The following is a 15,945-nucleotide window of genomic DNA, read 5'->3' on the forward strand; positions in this document are numbered from 1 at the left end:
TACCGATGGGAAATTTAGTTTGCGAATCAAGGTACTGATTAGTGGGCTGCTCGCCGCGGCCCTGTTGGCTGGCGCCGCCAGCCTCAGTTCGCTGAACTTTGCGATGGCGGCGGTCGCCGTGGTGCTGCAGCTAGTTTTCGCCTATACCTGGCCGCGGATGACGCGTTCGGAGACTCCCTGGACGATCAGCATCATCCTCGCGGTCGCCGCCCTGGCCTCCACCGCGGCGACGCTCTTCATGCCGGGGGCCACGCAGACCTCGCATAGCGTCGAGGTCATTGCCGCCGGGGTGCTGATGATTTTCATTACGCAGGTCATGCGCGGCTCCACCGCCGATGGGCGGCTAGCCGGAGTGGTTTCGGGGATCACCGGTTTGGCCATCGTGGCGCAAGGCTCGGGATGGGCCGCCATGGGCCTTGGCGAGGGGGCGCTGGGGGTCACCGTCTTCACCCTCATCGCGCTCGTTGGCGCCGGGGCGATCGCCATTACCCGGTTGCCGGACCGGATTACCTTCGTGCTGGCACCCTTGATCGGCGGGGCGCTCGGGGCGGCGGCCAGCGCGTTGACCTTCGGTCCCACCTGGTACCAGGCGCTGACCATTGGGGTGCTGGCGGGGCTGCTGGTGGGCAGCCTGCGTGCGTTGGCCTTGTCCACCCGCAGCATCCGCACGCTCTCCGGTGTGCTCGCCCTGGCTAGCGGGATCCTGATCCTGGCCGGAGCGATGAGCTGGTACGTGATGGCCCTGCTGAGCTAATCACGAAATGTGATGCCTGCTTCGTCACGAGTGTCGGAAATACCGAAGTGCTCGGGCTAAGATGTAGGCATGAATGAAAATTACCTTGCACTCGAAATTTTCTTCCTCGCCTTGCTGACCATTGCAGGTCTGGGCATGGCCGGATTCGCCGGACTTGTAGTAAAGCGTCTCTTCAAGGGGCAGAAGTAGAAGCAGCGCACACAAAAACGTGTGCGCTGTTTCCATTTAACCGGGCAACTTAGGAGCAGCTAGTCTATGGCTTTTGACATTCCCACGGACCTCATGCCGGAACTCGTGCCCTTCTCGTGGCTCATCGGCAGCTGGGAAGGAAGCGGGCGCCTCGGCGACGGGGAGGATGCGGACCCGCACTTTTGGCAGCAGGTCACCTTCCGCGAGGTCGGCGCCCCGTATCTGGAATACCGCAGCGAAGCGTGGCTCACCGAAGCCGACGGCACCAAGCTGCGGATCCTGGCCGTTGAAAACGGCTTCTGGTCGCTGGACCGTGAGCAGCAGGATGCAGACGCGGGCCCAGGAATGACCCCGGGAGAGATCTTCCCGGCCTTGCGCTCGGCCGACGACGTGCAGCAGCTGCACACCACAGAGGGCTTCAAAATTCAGGCGCAGATCCTGCAGCCTGGCGGGATCAGCGAACTTTACTACGGGCTGATCGACGGTCCGCGGGTGCACCTGGCCACCGAAGCGTTGTTGCGCAGCAAGAATGCGAAGCAGTACGCCTCCTCGACCCGGATGTACGGGCTTGTCGGCGGAGATCTATTTTGGCGTTGGGACGTGTCCTTGGGCAATCAAGATCTCAAGGCTCATGCCTCAGCCGCGCTGAAACGTGTTACTACAGAGGCGATGGATTCCTGACATGAGCGAAAATCAATATCGTTCGGTGCTGCTGGATCGTGCGGCAGCAATCGAGGCATCCGGGGCAGATGCCGGCGTGGCAGCACATTATGGCGCGCCCACCCGCGAGGCCCGCAAGCTATTCCAAGGCCAGGCGATTGCCGACCTGAGCCACCTTGACGTGCTGGAACTGCGTGGCGAGGACCGGCAGAGCTGGTTGAACACGCTCAGCAGCCAGTCGCTCACCGGGCTGAAGCCGGGGGCCTCCAGCCAGGCGCTGCTGCTTTCGGTTCAGGGGCGTATCGAGCACGAGATGAAGGTGCTCATCGACACCGATCGGGTGCTGCTGATCGTCGAGCAGGGCCGCGCCGAGCCGCTGCAGAGATTCCTCGAATCGATGCGGTTCATGCTGCGGGTGGAACTGGCAAACCTTTCGAGCACCCATGGCGTGCTCGGCGCGGTGCGCGAGATTCCCAGCTGCAACGAGCTGGTGTGGCGCAATCCGTGGCCGCAGGTCAGCGCCGGGGGATGGGCCTATTCACGCGAGGACCACCCGGGTCTGGAACGACCGTGGTTCTTGCATGTTGTTGAACTTGAGCGCTTGGAAGAAGCCGTCGGCGAGGAAGAGCTTGCCGGGAGCATGGCGGTCGAGTCCCTGCGCATCGCCGCCTGGGAGCCGCGCTTCGGTTTCGAGAATGATGACAAGACCATCCCGCATGAACTGGATTGGCTGCGCACCGCGGTGCACATGGACAAGGGCTGCTACAAGGGGCAGGAAACCGTTGCCCGCGTGCACAACATCGGCCACCCGCCGCGTCGCCTGGTGTTCCTCGACCTCGACGGGTCGATGCACACCTTGCCGGCCGCCGGTTCGGAGATCAAGCTCGGTGAGCGCACCGTCGGCAAGCTGACCTCGGCCTCCCTGCACTATGAAGCCGGACCGATCGCGCTGGGCGTGATCAAACGCAATGTTGACCCCGAAGCGGTGCTGAGCGTCGTGGACGGCGAGAGCGTCTACCCGGCCGCGCAAGAGGTCATCGTGGCCACGGACGCCGGACAGACCGCGGGCCGGTTCACCGGTTTCCTGCGGACCCCGCCCCCGGCCTGAGCAGCTTAACGCAACAGCGGTCCGGCAACTCCCGCGGGAGGTGCCGGACCGCTGTTGCTTTGCCGGTGCGGAATTTAGCCGAAGAGGATCCGGGCCTCGTTGTAGCGGTCCATCGGAACCCGCTTGAGGTTGTTCAGCGCCGCGCGCAGCGGGACGCGGTTGACCTTGGTGCCGTGGATCGCGACCATGGTGCCCCAGGCCGAATCGGCGACCGAATTCACCGCGGCCATGCCAAGCCGCGTGGCCAGCACGCGGTCGAACGCGGTGGGCACTCCGCCGCGCTGGATATGGCCCAGCACGGTGGCGCGGGTTTCGAGGCCGGTTTGCTCCTCGATCAGCGGGGCGAGCATTTCGCTGATTCCACCGAGCCGCGCCCGGCCGAAGGTATCCACCCCACGCACCGAGAACGCCTCGTCCAGGCCCTCGGGGACGAACCCCTCGGAGACCACGACCAATGGTGCACGGCCACGCTCGTGGGCTTCGCGCACCCACTGGTAGATCTCTTCCATGGTGGTGGAAACCTCGGGGATGAGGATCGCATGGGCGCCGGAGGCCATGCCGGCGTGCATGGCGATCCAGCCGACGTGCCGGCCCATAACCTCGGCGATCATGCAGCGATGGTGCGAGTCCCCGGTAGTGCGCAGCCGGTCGATGGCCTCCACGGCGATCTGGTTTGCGGTGTCGAAACCGAAGGTGTAGTCGGTGGCGTCCAGGTCGTTGTCGATGGTCTTCGGGACGCCAACCACCGGCAGCCCGGCCTCGCACAGGCGCTGCGCGCCGGCGAGGGTCCCCTCGCCGCCGATCGCGATCAAGGCGTCGACATTGTTCTTCTTCAGCGTGGCGGCGATATGCTCGGCTCCGCCATTTTCTCCCTCGAACGCGTTGGTGCGCGAGGTGCCTAGAATGGTTCCGCCTTGTTTGGCGATACCGCGGACGGCGGTCCGGGGAAGCTCGAAGAAGTCGCCTTCCTTGACTCCCTTCCAGCCGTCGCGGAAGCCAACAAATTCGTAGTCATAGCTTTTGATGCCATTGAGCACCGCACCGCGGATCACCGCGTTCAATCCCGGGCAGTCGCCTCCCGAAGTCATGATTCCAATGCGCATTTACCCTCACTTAGTAAGTAGGGAAGACTTCGGATACACGACGGGTTCCTTGCTGAATGCTGCTGCGGAGCGGGCCGGGTATCCGAGGAAAACCCTTCGGACTTCATTCGATTCCGCGCACCATTGAGCATCGAGTTCTCTAAGATTCTACGTGGTTAAAACCACAAGAGCGAGTTGTTTGCCACCTGAGGTAGCGAACAACCCGCTCTGTTTCGGAGATACTCCGTGGGATTAGAACTTGCGCAGCAGTTTCTGCAGCACGATGCTGTCATCCTGGGCCGGAATCAGCAGCCAGGCCACGATGTACGCGCCGATGCCGATGACCGGCAGGAGGAAGGAGAGCAGCAGCCCGATGCGGACCAAGGTGACATCCCAGCCGAACTTATCCGCGATGCCGCCGGCGATCCCGGCAACCATGCGCGAGGGGCCGCGGCGCAGCGGGATCGAACGGATCTGGTTGAAGAAGGTATCCATGAGTGCTCCTAAAAATGGTGGGTGCTAGTCGTTGTGGGAAGGTAGTTCGGTGTTCTTGCCGCTGGCCTTGCGTGCCGAGGAGATGCCCGCGAAGATCATCCCCACCCCGGCCAGGGCAACCAGCGCGATGAAGAACAACGGGGTGTCGAAGTGCCAGCTGAATAGGGTTCGGCTGAGCGTCGCAAGCGCGACCACGACGAGGATCAGGCCAAACACCAAGGTGCCGGCAGGAAATTTTGCTTCGGTTTGCTGATCAGAATTCATGCTGTCCGCTCCTTAGAACGTTGGGTTGGAGGTGCCGGTTCCATCGCTTGAGTACTCGGGATCGTATCCAGAGAATACGCCATTGATCACGACCGTGAGCGTGGGGGCATCTGCGGCGAAGCCGCCCGTCGGCTGCGAATTGTTTTCGTTGAGCGAGGAGAGGAACAGCCCGTCGGCCTGGATCTGCACCGGAATGTTCGTGGGCAGTTCGAGATCCACCTTGGAGAAGACCGAGGAGACCTCCACCGTCGTCGGCTCGGTGATCGTGGACAGGTGGCGCAGGTCCACCGTCGACTTGCTGAACACCGAGCTGTACTGGTTCGAATCCGTGGCCACGCCGACCGTTTCGCCCTGCATGCCGCGGAAATCGTTGCCACCGAAGATCACCGTGAGTACCAGCAATGGAATGGCCAGCCCGAGCAGCCCGCCGCTGGTGCGGTGCGCGAGGGAGACGAAGACCAGCGCCAAGCCGACCACGAACAAGCCGATGGCAAATGCCGTGCCCCACCCGTTGCCCGGCAGCGCGATCGCCCCGAGGTAATCCGCGGCGAGCACCAACGCCACCGTCAGGATGGTGACGCCGACGATGATGGTGGCAACCCAGCCGGGAACCGGGGGAGCATTGCGCAGCTTTTTATTCGCCTTGGCGAAATGTGGATCCAGCTGCGGCCCGTGGTCCTGCGGGATATGGCCGAAGCCGCGAGGTTCGGGGTCCATGGAGTCCTCCTCGGAGTCTGCGTTGCTCTTGTCGGTGTGCGGGTGCGTGGTTTCTGGATTGCGCAGCGGCTTCGTAGCCGGTGGGAACTGTTCGGGATAAACGGGTGCCTGCGTGCTGAAGGACTGGGCACGCTGCGCGCGCCAAGGCTTTTCAACGACGGAGCCGGGTGCCGGGTCGCTGGGCTTCGGCGTGCGGCGGGGTTTGGAGGTGCCGGCAAACTTGGTGTCGCGTCGGCTGAAGATCACGAAGAGGATTCCGGCGACCACCAGCAGCGGCCACAGAATCGGGGCCACGGTGCTGAGCAGCCAGGGGGCGAGGAAGAAGCCGATGAGCAAAAATACCAGGGCTCCGGTGAGCGCGCTGGTCCAGTCCTTGCCGTGCACCGCCCGCTCCAAGGGGATCGTGCCCTTGGGGCCGGGCAAGAGCCCCCAAGCCAGCCCGTAAACCAGGAAGCCGGTTCCGCCGAGCAAACTCAACGCGACGAATACCCCGCGCACCAGCACCACATCGATGTTGAATCGCTGTGCGATGCCCGCCGCAACGCCGCCCAGCCACTGGGAATCTTGCCGTTCGATGCCAATTTTGCGTAATTGGTCGAAAACGTTGCTGCGCGGAGAGTTCTCGTTGTCCATGCTTAAATCTTCTCCCGGGGGCGGGCTTAGCGCTATGAGGGGCTACCCTGATTCTTCCCTAGGGGCCGCCCTGACTTCCGGCAGCGACCCGGTTTTCTGCCCGGGAACGTGCTTGACTTGTCAGTATGGAACGAACCGAGCAGCGAAATCAGATCGTACGCAGTGAATCCCGGCTGATCGCCGGGGTGTGCGGCGGCCTCGCTGTGCACCTTGGCATACCGGTGAACTACCTGCGTATCGGGTTCTTGGGGCTTACCGCCCTGGGCGGGGCCGGCGTATTGCTCTACGCCTGGCTGTGGGTGTTCACTCCCAGCGCCGAAGAATCCAAGGCCGGAGCGCTGCGCTCCCGGGGTACGGGGCCGCGCACGCTCGCGGAGGAAATGGGCCGCGTGCAGCAGGGCATATTTTCCCCGCGCGAGATGAGCGAGAAGCTTTCCTCCTGGCGTGAAACCCTCATCGGCGTCGCCTTGCTGCTGGTGGCGCTGCTGGCGCTGGGGCAGTGGCTCGGGCTGAATATTCGCTGGGATCTGATTTGGCCCAGCTTGGGCATCATCGCCGGCGTGCTGCTCGCCTGGCTGCAGGTCGATGGGCAGCACCTCGACGGTGACCGCAAGGCCAAGGCGCTCGTCTTCGGGCGCTTGATTCTGGGCCTGCTGCTCGCGATCGGCGGGCTGCTGGCGATTCTCAGCGGGCGCGTGAGAACCTCCGATCTGCTCGGCGGGATGTGGGCGGCGCTGGCGATTATCACCGGTGCGGTGGTGGTGCTGCTGCCCTGGGGCGCCAGGTTGTGGCGCGACTATCTTTCGGAGAGAAGCAATCGGCAGGCCGCGGCGCAGCGCGCGGACTTTGCCGCGCATCTGCACGACTCGGTGCTGCAGACGCTGGCCGTGATCCAAAAACGCAGCGATGACCCGGCCGCGGTGCGAACCCTGGCGCGCGTGCAGGAACGCGAGCTGCGCGCTTGGCTCTATGAGACCGAAGAGCTCGACGAGAAAGACGTGGTCGTGGAAATCCAGGCCGAGGCCGACAACGTCGAGAAATTGCTGCTGCGCGATGTCGATGTGATTACCGTCGGCAATGCCAGGGGCTTCGACGGACAGCAGGCGCTCGTGGCGGCGAGCCGGGAAGCGATGATGAATGCAGCAAAACATGCCGAGGGGACGATCTCGGTGTATGTCGAATGCAGCGAGCAGCTGATCGAGGTGTTCATCAGGGATCGCGGAAAGGGCTTCGACGTAGGCGGGATCGACAAGGACCGCTATGGGGTGCGCGAATCGATTATCGGGCGGATGCAGCGGGCCGGCGGGCAGGCTTCTATTCGCAGCGGCGAGACGGGCACCGAAGTAGAGTTGAAAATGCCAAGGAACAGCAGTCAGGAAGATACAGAATCATGAGTAGCGAACAGCAGAACTTCACTGTGGTGTTGGTAGACGACCATGGAATCTTCCGCTCCGGGCTCCGCGCGGATCTCGGTGAGGACCTGCGCATTGTCGGTGAGGCGGGGTCCGTTGAACAGGCTATCGAAGTCATCGAAAGCCAGCGGCCGGACGTGGTCCTGCTCGACGTGCATCTGCCCGGCGGCCGCGGCGGCGGGGGCGCCGAGGTCTTGCGCGGTTGCGCGCACCTGTTGGGTTCCACCAAGTTCCTGGCGCTGAGCGTTTCGGATTCGGCGCAGGACGTGGTCACGGTGATTCGGGCCGGGGCCCGGGGCTACGTGACCAAGAGCATTTCCGGAACCGAAATCTCGGACGCGGTGCGCCGGGTGGCCGGGGGAGATGCGGTGTTCTCGCCACGGCTGGCGGGCTTTGTGCTTGACGCATTCGGCGGTGCAAAAGTGGCCGAAGCGACCGGCATCGACGAGGAACTGGATCTGCTCTCGGACCGGGAATTGCAGGTGATGCGCCTGATCGCCCGCGGCTACAGCTACAAGGAGGTGGCCAAGGAGCTGTTCATCTCGGTGAAAACCGTGGAATCGCATGTCTCGAACGTGCTGCGCAAATTGCAGCTCTCGAATCGGCATGAACTCACGCGCTGGGCGGTGGACCGGAAGATCCTCTAGGCGTTGACGAATGCGGGCCCGATCCGGCGGATCGGGCCCGCATTGTCCGGATGCCGCTCTACTCGGCTTCGCCCAGCAACCGGGCCATCCGGGACACGCCCTCTGCCAGGTCCGCATCGCCCAGCGCATAGGACATGCGGATATAGCCCGAGGGCCCAAAGGCTTCGCCCGGTACGACCGCGACCTCCGCCTGCTCCAGGATGAACGCGGCCAGCTCGGCGCTGGTGTTGCTCACCACGCCGCGGATCTTCTTGCCCAGCAGCCCGCGTACGTCCGAGTAGGCGTAGAAGGCGCCCTCAGGCATCGGGCAGTGCAATCCGTCGATGGCGTTCAAGCCCTCGACGATGGCAAGCCGGCGGCGGTTGAAGGCGACCTTCATCTCCTCGACGGCATCCAGTGGGCCGGCCACCGCGGCCAAGGCGGCACGCTGGGACACATTGGCCACATTCGAGGTCGCATGGGACTGCAGGTTGGTGGCAGCCTTGATGACGTCCAGTGGGCCTGCCATCCAGCCCACACGCCAACCGGTCATGGCGTAGGTCTTGGCCACGCCGTTGAGGATGACCACCCGGTCTTCGAGCTCCGGAACCAGCGTCGCAATGGAGCTGAAGGACGCGTCCCCGTAGGTCAGGTGCTCGTAGATCTCATCGGTGACAACCCACAAGCCCTTTTCGGCCGCCCAGCGGCCGATTTCCTTGATCTGCTCTGCCGTGTAGACCGCGCCGGTAGGGTTCGAGGGGGAAACGAAGAGCAAGACCTTGGTGCGCTCGGTCAGCACGGACTCGAGCTGCTCGACGGTGACCTTGTAGCCCTGCTCGGGGCCGGCGAAGACGGATACGGGCACCCCGCCCGCCAGCTGCACCGACTCCGGGTAGGTGGTCCAGTAAGGAGCCGGAATGATGACTTCGTCTCCCGGGTCGAGCAATGCGGCAAAGGTGTTGTAGACCGCCTGCTTGCCGCCGTTGGTCACCAGCACCTGCGCGCCAGCCAGCTCGTATCCGGAGTGGCGCAGAGTCTTTTCGGCAATCGCTTCGCGCAGTTCAGGCAGGCCCGCCGCGGGGGAGTACCGGTGGTTCTTCGGATCCTGGGCGGCCTTGACCGCCGCCTCGACGATGTAATCCGGAGTTGCGAAGTCCGGCTCGCCGGCGCCGAAGCCGATGACCGGACGACCGGCTGCCTTGAGCGCTTTCGCCTTGGCATCGACCGCTAGCGTTGCGGACTCGGAAATGGCGCCGATGCGGCGTGAAATTCTAGACATAGAAAATGCATCCTGACGGTTACGTAAGCTGCTGTTAGTTCCAATCCTAGTTCCCAGTATTTGCCGATGCTCAGTGAAATCGAAAAATGACACCAAGTGGTCACTAACTGGTGGTCAGAATGCGGTGTGCGACACACAGGGTGCAGTCAGTTCGACATTTGCTGGTTCGTTGCGTAAAGTTATTTCTCGTTGCTGAGACATCGCAACCGACATGGAAAAGTCCTGATCGGCTAAGATGTACTCAGTAAGAGCGGTAGCTCAAAGGGTAGTGGCGCAATTGGTAGCGCAGCGGTCTCCAAAACCGCAGGTTGCAGGTTCGAGTCCTGTCTGCCCTGCGCAGTAGCGATGGTAATAATCGCACAGCGAATCTCAAATCACGGTGTGTTGTGGTCGGTCAGGCTGCGGCGCACCGTGATTGTTTCAACTGGCCAAAAAAATTGAAACGAGGATCAGGTTGAGCGAATCAGCTGCCGTAAACCCCGGAAATGGTGAGAAGGCAAAGAAGGGCTTCTTCGGACGCATCTTCCTATTCCTGCGCCAGGTAATTTCAGAACTGAAGAAGGTCGTTACCCCAACGCGTAGCGAGCTCGTCAATTACACGCTGGTTGTAATCGGTTTTGTTTGCGTCGTTATGTTGATCGTCACGATCCTTGACTTCGTACTGGGCCAAGGTTCGATCCTCCTGTTCACCAATCAGCCAGAACAGTAATTTATTTGCCGCGGCGGTATAATCGCCCGCAGGTAGTAGATGTCATTCAGTCAAAGAAAGCAGGAGCTGCAGTGTCCGACAAGGAACTCGAACCGCAGATTAATGACGAGGTCGAAAACGAGTTCGTTGAAGCTGACGGCGTGCAGGTAGAAACCGCCGCCGAGGTTGCAACCGACGAGACCGAAGCTCCAGCCGTTGTTGCTGAAGAAGCCGTTCAGGGCGAAGCCGACGAAGACGAAGCTGCTGAAGCAGACGTTCAGGATGAAGCCGACGAGGACGAAGCTGCTGAAGCAGACGTTCATGGCGAAGCCGAAGAAGACGAAGCCGCTGAAGCAGACGACGTCGACGTAGTCGCCGCGCTCAAGGAAGAATTCCGCTCGAAGCTGCGTCGCCAGCCGGGTGACTGGTTCGTCATTCACACCTACGCAGGTTACGAAAACCGCGTGAAGTTGAACCTAGAGACTCGTATCCAAACTCAGGACATGGACGATTTCATCTATGAAATCCAGGTTCCGATGGAAGAGGTCGTTGAGGTTAAGAACACTCAGCGCAAGATCGTTCGCCGCGTGCGCATCCCGGGCTACGTCCTGGTTCGCATGGAGCTGACCGACGCTTCTTGGGGTGTCGTTCGACACACGCCAGGTGTTACCGGATTCGTAGGAAACGCCCATGATCCTAACCCGCTGAACCTCGACGAAGTGTTCTCCATGCTGGAGCACACGGTGGTCGATCCGGTCGAGCAGCCATCGGCTTCCAAGCCGGGACGTTCACCAATCACCGAAGTCACCGTCGATTTCGAGGTTGGCGAATCGGTTACCGTCAACGATGGTCCGTTCGAGACCATGCCGGCGACGATCTCGGAAATCAAGCTGGAATCGGCGCAGCTGGTTGTTCTCGTTTCGATCTTCGAGCGCGAGACCCCAGTGACCTTGAACTTCAACCAGGTCACCAAGATCCAGTAGTATTAAGTCTTCGTGCCCCATTCCGTTTGCTTTACGGGGTGAGGGCACGTCCGGCTGTCGCGCCACGACGGCCACAACCCGCAGCACGCTCCTGTGTTGTGGGAACTGCAAGAGTATAAGGACCCGACATGGCCCCAAAGAAAAAGGTCACCGGACTCATCAAGCTGCAGATCCAGGCAGGCGCCGCTAACCCGGCTCCGCCAATTGGTCCTGCACTTGGCCAGCACGGCGTCAACATCATGGAATTCTGCAAGGCTTACAACGCAGCGACCGAGTCGCAGCGCGGTAACGTTGTACCAGTTGAAATCACCGTGTATGAAGACCGTTCATTCACCTTCATCACCAAGACCCCTCCAGCAGCAGAGCTGATCAAGAAGGCTGCTGGCGTTGCCAAGGGTTCGGCTACCCCGCACACCGTCAAGGTTGCCAAGCTGTCCCAGGCTCAGGTTGAAGAAATCGCCACCACCAAGATGGCTGACCTCAACGCCAACGACTTGGCTGCCGCCTCGTTGATCATCGCCGGTACCGCCCGTTCCATGGGCATCACCGTCGAAGGCTAATTTTTAGCTTTTCGTAGTTCACTTCGGTGACTGCAACAAAGAATTTAATCTAAGGCGAGCAGGGAACACCCTGTCTGCCCGTGGCAGGACCGGGCGCGGTCCATATGACCACGACTGCATAAGGAGATAACGCAGATGGCAAAGCGCAGCAAAGCATACGTAGCCGCCGCGGCCAAGATCGAGGCTGACAAGTTCTACGATCCAACCGAGGCAATTGTCCTGGCTAAGGAAATCGCAGGCGAAAAGACTAACTCCACCGTTGAGGTAGCTTTCCGTTTGAGCGTTGACCCACGCAAGGCTGACCAGATGGTTCGCGGTACCGTGAACCTTCCACACGGCACCGGTAAGACCGCCCGCGTGGTTGTCTTCGCCAATGGCGACAAGGCCGAAGCTGCAATCGCAGCCGGCGCCGACTTCGTTGGCTCGGACGACCTGATCGAAAAGATCCAGGGCGGCTGGACCGACTTCGACTCGGCCGTAGCAACGCCAGACCTCATGGGTAAGGTTGGCCGCTTGGGTAAGATCTTGGGTCCTCGTAACCTGATGCCAAACCCTAAGACCGGCACCGTGACCATGGATGTCGCCAAGGCTGTTAATGACATCAAGGGTGGCAAGATCGACTTCCGCGTCGACAAGCACGCCAACCTTCACTTCATCATCGGCAAGGCTTCGTTCGAAGCCAAGCAGCTGACCGAGAACTACGCAGCAGCTCTGGAAGAAGTACTTCGCTTGAAGCCTTCCTCCTCGAAGGGTCGCTACATCTCGAAGGCAACCGTTTCGACCACCTTCGGTCCAGGCATCCCTGTTGATTCGAACGTAACTCGCATCGAGGCCTAAAGCCCGACGAGCGCTAAAACCGCGGGGCGGACCAGAGAGATCTGGTCCGCCCCGCGGTTTTTGTTTTCGCTCTCCATGGTTTCCTAGACAGGCTAATAAGTCGCCTGAAGGCCTAGTCAAAAGCTTGTTCAACGTCCGCGCTTGGCGAATTGCAAAGGTGGAGGCAGTCACGGAAACCGCTCACTATTTGTTCTGCTGTTTCGCAGCTAGACTGCCAGGGAAACCCGAGCTGACTAGATGGTATTCATCTGGTGATAGCTATTGGGTGCCAAATATGTGAATTCCCTGAACTGTCGCCGTTGTCTGCCTGTGATCTGTTCCGTAGTCGCAATGAGTAGTGATAAGCTTAAATGACCGACTTGATCGGCGGTTTCTACATGGGCCCCCAAGACCATGTAGAAGCTGGATACGGAAGTTTCCCCAAAACTTTCGTGTCGACAAGTAGCCTGTTGTCAGCGTCCCCCAAGTGCTGACCTCAGGCCTTGTCATTTTAACGGCCATTGAGTGATTCGAATCATGCCCGCCTTGGCGCCATTGGATTTGGAAGTTGCTGCCTTGGCCGTTTAGACTAGATGTACCGAAGACCGTCGGCCGAGTGCATGCTTGCATAAACTCCTAAGAGCTCGAAAGTGCGGCCAACGCAGGTTTCATAGATTTGTTTTGACTTGAATTAGTTGAAATGCCCTGTGCTCCTGCGCGGGGCCTTTTTTATGGGCTCCGCCGGTTATGAAACGGTACCGAACAAATCCCCGGAAGGAGTGTTATGGCAACGCCTACCAAGACTGTAGCGATTGAAGAAATCACTGCAGACTTCAAGGAATCAACTGCGGCTGTCTTGACTGAATACCGTGGGCTTACCGTTGCACAGCTCAAGGAACTTCGCCGCTCACTTGGTCAGGAGACCAAGTACGCAGTTGTGAAGAACACCTTGACCGCTATCGCAGCGAAGGAAGTTGGCATCGATGCATTCGATGGTCAGCTTTCCGGTCCGACTGCAATCGCCTTCATTAAGGGTGACGCAGTTGCTGCCGCAAAGAGCCTCACGGAATTTGCCAAGGCTAACGAGAAGCTTGTCGTCAAGTCCGGCTTCTTCGAGGGCAAGGCCCTTGATAAGGCTGGCATCGCTGCTTTGGCAGCTTTGGAATCCCGCGAAACTCAGCTCACTCGCGTTGCTGCAGTACTGCAGGCTCCGGCCGCCGCAGCTGTACGCGTGGTGGACGCTTTGCGTCTGAAGCTAGAAGAGGACGGCGGCGCTGCTGCCGAGGAAGCTCCGGCAGAAGCCTAAGCTTTCGCGACTCTCTCGCATCGTAAACCCAATTCATAGGCCCCAGGGCCAAAATCGAAAGGACGCCGACCATGGCGAAGCTCAGCACTGAAGAGCTGCTTTCAGCATTCAAGGAAATGACCATCATCGAGCTCTCCGAGTTCGTGAAGGAATTCGAGGAGACCTTCGAGGTTTCCGCAGCTGCTGTTGCAGTTGCAGGCCCAGCAGCCGGTGGCGAAGCCGCAGCTGAAGAGCAGACCGAATTCGACGTTATCCTCGAGTCGGCTGGCGACAAGAAGATCGCAGTCATCAAGGAAGTTCGTGCATTGACTTCCCTCGGCCTGAAGGAAGCCAAGGAGCTCGTTGACGCTGCTCCAAAGGCTGTTCTTGAAGGTGCCGCAAAGGACGCTGCTGAGAAGGCAAAGGAAGCTCTCGAAGCTGCCGGCGCAACCGTCTCGGTTAAGTAGTAAGTTCAGCGGTCACTCGCAACTTATTACCAAAGGGTTCATGGACTTCGTGTCCATGGGCCCTTTGGTCGTTAACGTGAAAAAATCTCGTATCACAACTTTATAAGTTTATAACGTTTCTATTAACAGGGTTTATTCAAGTTCATTGTTTACAGTGAATAGGTGTCGAAAACCGAAACGCAAGAATCCAAGAAGACGGGTGCACGGCTAGGCTTACTAGACGCGCTGCGCATTAGTGCTGCCTTGATCGTTGTGCTCTACCACTACACAACCTGGGGGCATAGCCACTGGGGTGTCAAAGCGCCAGAAGCTTGGCCTGTCTTATCAGAGTTCACTCGGTATGGCTCGATCGGCGTACAGCTTTTCTTCCTGATCTCCGGATTCGTGATCCTGATGTCTGTCCAGGGGAAAAACATCATCCACTTCATCGGATCGAGACTTGGCCGGCTATATCCGGCCTACTGGTTGGCCGTCATTGCGGCGGCGATTCTGACCTTCAAAATCTGGCCGGCTGAGAAGGACGGACGAAGTAGCGGGGATATCGTTCCAAACCTCACTATGGTCCAGCAGGGGATGGGCGTTCGGGATCTGGACGGCGTCTACTGGACGCTGTGGGTAGAATTCCGTTTCTACGTCCTGCTCGGATTGCTCCTGGTATTCGGACTGGTGAAGACCAAAAACATCATGTGGCTGGCGTTCATCTGGCCGGCTCTGGGAATCCTTTTGCATGTGGCCGAGATGCCCAAGCTGCAAGAGTGGTTTGCCGGTCAGTACGCGGCACAGTTTGCCGCGGGCATGGTCTTGTTCCTGATCTATCAGAACGGGCATACCCTCGGACGCTGGGCCTTAGTAGCATTCAACGCGGTAGTGTCCGCCTATTTCACTGGCCTCAAGGGAAGCTTTGACAGCGACTATCTTTCCGGCCTGACCGTGCCTGCATGGCATTTCTCGGTATTGGCAGTGCTGTGTATCGCGTTGCTGGCGCTCTGCGTGCTCACACCATTGAGGTATGTTCAGGCTCGTTGGCTAGTCGTGGCAGGCTCACTGACCTACCCGCTGTACCTGTTCCACCAGCTCTGGGGCTGGTGGATCATTCACTCGCTGAGCGCCAGCTTGAACAAATATGTGCTCCTGGCGTTGACCATAAGCATCATGCTGATCGTGGCCTACCTCGTGGCTCGCTTCGTGGAGAAGCCAGTCGGGCTTTGGCTGCGAAACGAATCAATTAAGTCGCTCACCGCGCTCAATGGGTGGGCCAAGAAGCTTCCGAAACCAGCGGCAATATCTCCTACTCGGGAACGGAAATATCAGCAATCGTGGCATCAAATCCGGTAACCAAGTCGCGCGGATGTACCAGCAAGCCGTGCTCCGGTTCGCCGCAGCCCAGGGCGATGACTTCCGGGACAGGTTCTTGGAAGACACTGGAATCAATGTAGAGCGGCAAGACCGTGTGCGAACCAAACGGAGTGATGGTGCCGTGCACATAACGGGTGACGTCATAAGCTATATCCGCCTCTGGCAGGGAAAGCTTGTTGACTCCAACCTCGGCTCGCAGCTTAGGCCAGCTCAATTTGCGACCACCTGGGATCAGCGCAAATAGATACGTGTCGTCGGAACGCTTGATGACTAGCGTTTTGAGTAGATGCGCGGGAATGACGCCCAGCAATTTAGCGGCTTCTTCGAGCGAGGAAGCGGCTTCACGCGGCACTATTTCGATCGAAATATCCCGGCGTGAAGCATCGAGGCTGACACGGGTGAGAGCTTCATTGACTTTTGACTGATGCATGTTCTTCACTCCTGGTTGTTCATTGCTGTTCTCTGGCGGGTTGGAGTTCGAGCCGTAGCCGCGGCGTTCAGTGCCAGAATCTGGTCGTGTAACCCAACTGCTTTCTCCTCGAAGAGCTTTAGCCTTTCCCCGAGGCTAACT

The 15,945-nt window shown here is 59.9% G+C and carries 18 protein-coding genes and 1 tRNA gene; 13 read left to right on the top strand and 6 right to left on the bottom strand.

The features are described from left to right. Positions 1-19 precede the first annotated feature (19 nt). The 3 genes from ACT3UQ_RS02600 (at position 20) to ygfZ (ending at position 2,711) form a co-directional block, all read left to right on the top strand. Complete coding sequence (locus tag ACT3UQ_RS02600; protein ID WP_444636449.1) at positions 20-754, top strand: hypothetical protein; 735 nt, start codon at positions 20-22, stop codon at positions 752-754. Positions 755-1,009: 255 nt separating this feature from the next. Then, positions 1,010-1,624, top strand: a complete 615-nt coding sequence (locus ACT3UQ_RS02605; protein ID WP_444636450.1) for an FABP family protein — start codon at positions 1,010-1,012, stop codon at positions 1,622-1,624. Between the two features lies 1 nt (position 1,625). Beyond that, positions 1,626-2,711, top strand: coding sequence for a CAF17-like 4Fe-4S cluster assembly/insertion protein YgfZ (gene ygfZ, locus ACT3UQ_RS02610; protein WP_444636451.1), 1,086 nt, complete (start codon positions 1,626-1,628; stop codon positions 2,709-2,711). A gap of 74 nt (positions 2,712-2,785) precedes the next feature. Here ygfZ and ACT3UQ_RS02615 read toward each other — a convergent pair whose 3' ends face one another. The 4 genes from ACT3UQ_RS02615 to ACT3UQ_RS02630 form a co-directional block, all read right to left on the bottom strand. After that, positions 2,786-3,814: a 6-phosphofructokinase gene (locus ACT3UQ_RS02615; protein ID WP_444636452.1), complete on the bottom strand. Its 1,029-nt coding sequence runs from the start codon at positions 3,812-3,814 to the stop codon at positions 2,786-2,788. 231 nt (positions 3,815-4,045) lie between these two features. Further along, entirely contained in the window at positions 4,046-4,288 is a 243-nt protein-coding gene (locus ACT3UQ_RS02620; protein WP_096283732.1) for a PspC domain-containing protein, read from the bottom strand. A 24-nt stretch (positions 4,289-4,312) separates the two neighbouring features. Next, positions 4,313-4,552 carry a hypothetical protein gene (locus ACT3UQ_RS02625; protein ID WP_105553151.1) on the bottom strand — a complete coding sequence of 80 codons (240 nt, stop codon included), beginning with the start codon at positions 4,550-4,552 and terminating at the stop codon, positions 4,313-4,315. Positions 4,553-4,564: 12 nt separating this feature from the next. After that, entirely contained in the window at positions 4,565-5,902 is a 1,338-nt protein-coding gene (locus ACT3UQ_RS02630; protein ID WP_444636453.1) for a PspC domain-containing protein, read from the bottom strand. A 125-nt stretch (positions 5,903-6,027) separates the two neighbouring features. Between ACT3UQ_RS02630 and ACT3UQ_RS02635 the strand changes: the two genes are divergently transcribed. After that, complete coding sequence (locus tag ACT3UQ_RS02635) at positions 6,028-7,296, top strand: ATP-binding protein (RefSeq protein WP_444636454.1); 1,269 nt, start codon at positions 6,028-6,030, stop codon at positions 7,294-7,296. After that, positions 7,293-7,961: a LuxR C-terminal-related transcriptional regulator gene (locus ACT3UQ_RS02640; RefSeq protein WP_105553148.1), complete on the top strand. Its 669-nt coding sequence runs from the start codon at positions 7,293-7,295 to the stop codon at positions 7,959-7,961. The genes ACT3UQ_RS02635 and ACT3UQ_RS02640 overlap by 4 nt, the downstream gene beginning before the upstream one ends. A gap of 58 nt (positions 7,962-8,019) precedes the next feature. On the opposite strand, the gene ACT3UQ_RS02645 is transcribed toward ACT3UQ_RS02640, so the two are convergent. Continuing rightward, complete coding sequence (locus ACT3UQ_RS02645) at positions 8,020-9,219, bottom strand: pyridoxal phosphate-dependent aminotransferase (protein ID WP_105568742.1); 1,200 nt, start codon at positions 9,217-9,219, stop codon at positions 8,020-8,022. A gap of 262 nt (positions 9,220-9,481) precedes the next feature. On the opposite strand from ACT3UQ_RS02645, the gene ACT3UQ_RS02650 reads away from it, so the two are divergent. The 8 genes from ACT3UQ_RS02650 (at position 9,482) to ACT3UQ_RS02685 (ending at position 15,353) form a co-directional block, all read left to right on the top strand. Beyond that, a tRNA-Trp gene (locus ACT3UQ_RS02650) sits at positions 9,482-9,554 on the top strand. Between the two features lie 119 nt (positions 9,555-9,673). Then, positions 9,674-9,928, top strand: coding sequence for a preprotein translocase subunit SecE (gene secE / locus ACT3UQ_RS02655; protein WP_105553146.1), 255 nt, complete (start codon positions 9,674-9,676; stop codon positions 9,926-9,928). Positions 9,929-9,999: 71 nt separating this feature from the next. Further along, positions 10,000-10,890, top strand: a complete 891-nt coding sequence (gene nusG, locus ACT3UQ_RS02660; RefSeq protein WP_444636455.1) for a transcription termination/antitermination protein NusG — start codon at positions 10,000-10,002, stop codon at positions 10,888-10,890. A gap of 128 nt (positions 10,891-11,018) precedes the next feature. Beyond that, positions 11,019-11,450, top strand: a complete 432-nt coding sequence (rplK, locus tag ACT3UQ_RS02665; protein WP_096283716.1) for a 50S ribosomal protein L11 — start codon at positions 11,019-11,021, stop codon at positions 11,448-11,450. Positions 11,451-11,585: 135 nt separating this feature from the next. After that, complete coding sequence (rplA, locus tag ACT3UQ_RS02670; protein WP_105650424.1) at positions 11,586-12,287, top strand: 50S ribosomal protein L1; 702 nt, start codon at positions 11,586-11,588, stop codon at positions 12,285-12,287. A gap of 763 nt (positions 12,288-13,050) precedes the next feature. Then, positions 13,051-13,572, top strand: coding sequence for a 50S ribosomal protein L10 (gene rplJ, locus ACT3UQ_RS02675; protein ID WP_105553143.1), 522 nt, complete (start codon positions 13,051-13,053; stop codon positions 13,570-13,572). A 71-nt stretch (positions 13,573-13,643) separates the two neighbouring features. After that, the gene (gene rplL / locus ACT3UQ_RS02680; protein WP_105553142.1) at positions 13,644-14,018 is read left to right on the top strand and encodes a 50S ribosomal protein L7/L12; all 375 of its coding nucleotides are present in this window, start codon (positions 13,644-13,646) and stop codon (positions 14,016-14,018) included. A gap of 162 nt (positions 14,019-14,180) precedes the next feature. Further along, positions 14,181-15,353: an acyltransferase family protein gene (locus ACT3UQ_RS02685; protein ID WP_105568743.1), complete on the top strand. Its 1,173-nt coding sequence runs from the start codon at positions 14,181-14,183 to the stop codon at positions 15,351-15,353. Here ACT3UQ_RS02685 and ACT3UQ_RS02690 read toward each other — a convergent pair. Continuing rightward, positions 15,307-15,804, bottom strand: coding sequence for an aminoacyl-tRNA deacylase (locus ACT3UQ_RS02690; RefSeq protein WP_105553353.1), 498 nt, complete (start codon positions 15,802-15,804; stop codon positions 15,307-15,309). The genes ACT3UQ_RS02685 and ACT3UQ_RS02690 overlap by 47 nt on opposite strands. Between the last annotated feature and the right edge of the window lie 141 nt (positions 15,805-15,945).

Source organism: Glutamicibacter sp. AOP12-B1-11 (assembly GCF_052379245.1).
In the GTDB taxonomy this organism is placed as follows: domain Bacteria; phylum Actinomycetota; class Actinomycetes; order Actinomycetales; family Micrococcaceae; genus Glutamicibacter.

What these genes read in the sequence shown, in the direction of transcription:
- ACT3UQ_RS02605 (WP_444636450.1), top strand. Translation starts at nt 1,010, where the DNA reads ATGGCTTTTGACATTCCCACGGACCTCATGCCGGAACTCGTGCCCTTC.
- ygfZ (WP_444636451.1), top strand. Translation starts at nt 1,626, where the DNA reads ATGAGCGAAAATCAATATCGTTCGGTGCTGCTGGATCGTGCGGCAGCA.
- ACT3UQ_RS02615 (WP_444636452.1), bottom strand. Translation starts at nt 3,814, where the DNA reads ATGCGCATTGGAATCATGACTTCGGGAGGCGACTGCCCGGGATTGAAC.
- ACT3UQ_RS02620 (WP_096283732.1), bottom strand. Translation starts at nt 4,288, where the DNA reads ATGGATACCTTCTTCAACCAGATCCGTTCGATCCCGCTGCGCCGCGGC.
- ACT3UQ_RS02625 (WP_105553151.1), bottom strand. Translation starts at nt 4,552, where the DNA reads ATGAATTCTGATCAGCAAACCGAAGCAAAATTTCCTGCCGGCACCTTG.
- ACT3UQ_RS02630 (WP_444636453.1), bottom strand. Translation starts at nt 5,902, where the DNA reads ATGGACAACGAGAACTCTCCGCGCAGCAACGTTTTCGACCAATTACGC.
- ACT3UQ_RS02635 (WP_444636454.1), top strand. Translation starts at nt 6,028, where the DNA reads ATGGAACGAACCGAGCAGCGAAATCAGATCGTACGCAGTGAATCCCGG.
- ACT3UQ_RS02640 (WP_105553148.1), top strand. Translation starts at nt 7,293, where the DNA reads ATGAGTAGCGAACAGCAGAACTTCACTGTGGTGTTGGTAGACGACCAT.
- ACT3UQ_RS02645 (WP_105568742.1), bottom strand. Translation starts at nt 9,219, where the DNA reads ATGTCTAGAATTTCACGCCGCATCGGCGCCATTTCCGAGTCCGCAACG.
- rplK (WP_096283716.1), top strand. Translation starts at nt 11,019, where the DNA reads ATGGCCCCAAAGAAAAAGGTCACCGGACTCATCAAGCTGCAGATCCAG.
- rplA (WP_105650424.1), top strand. Translation starts at nt 11,586, where the DNA reads ATGGCAAAGCGCAGCAAAGCATACGTAGCCGCCGCGGCCAAGATCGAG.
- rplJ (WP_105553143.1), top strand. Translation starts at nt 13,051, where the DNA reads ATGGCAACGCCTACCAAGACTGTAGCGATTGAAGAAATCACTGCAGAC.
- rplL (WP_105553142.1), top strand. Translation starts at nt 13,644, where the DNA reads ATGGCGAAGCTCAGCACTGAAGAGCTGCTTTCAGCATTCAAGGAAATG.
- ACT3UQ_RS02690 (WP_105553353.1), bottom strand. Translation starts at nt 15,804, where the DNA reads ATGCATCAGTCAAAAGTCAATGAAGCTCTCACCCGTGTCAGCCTCGAT.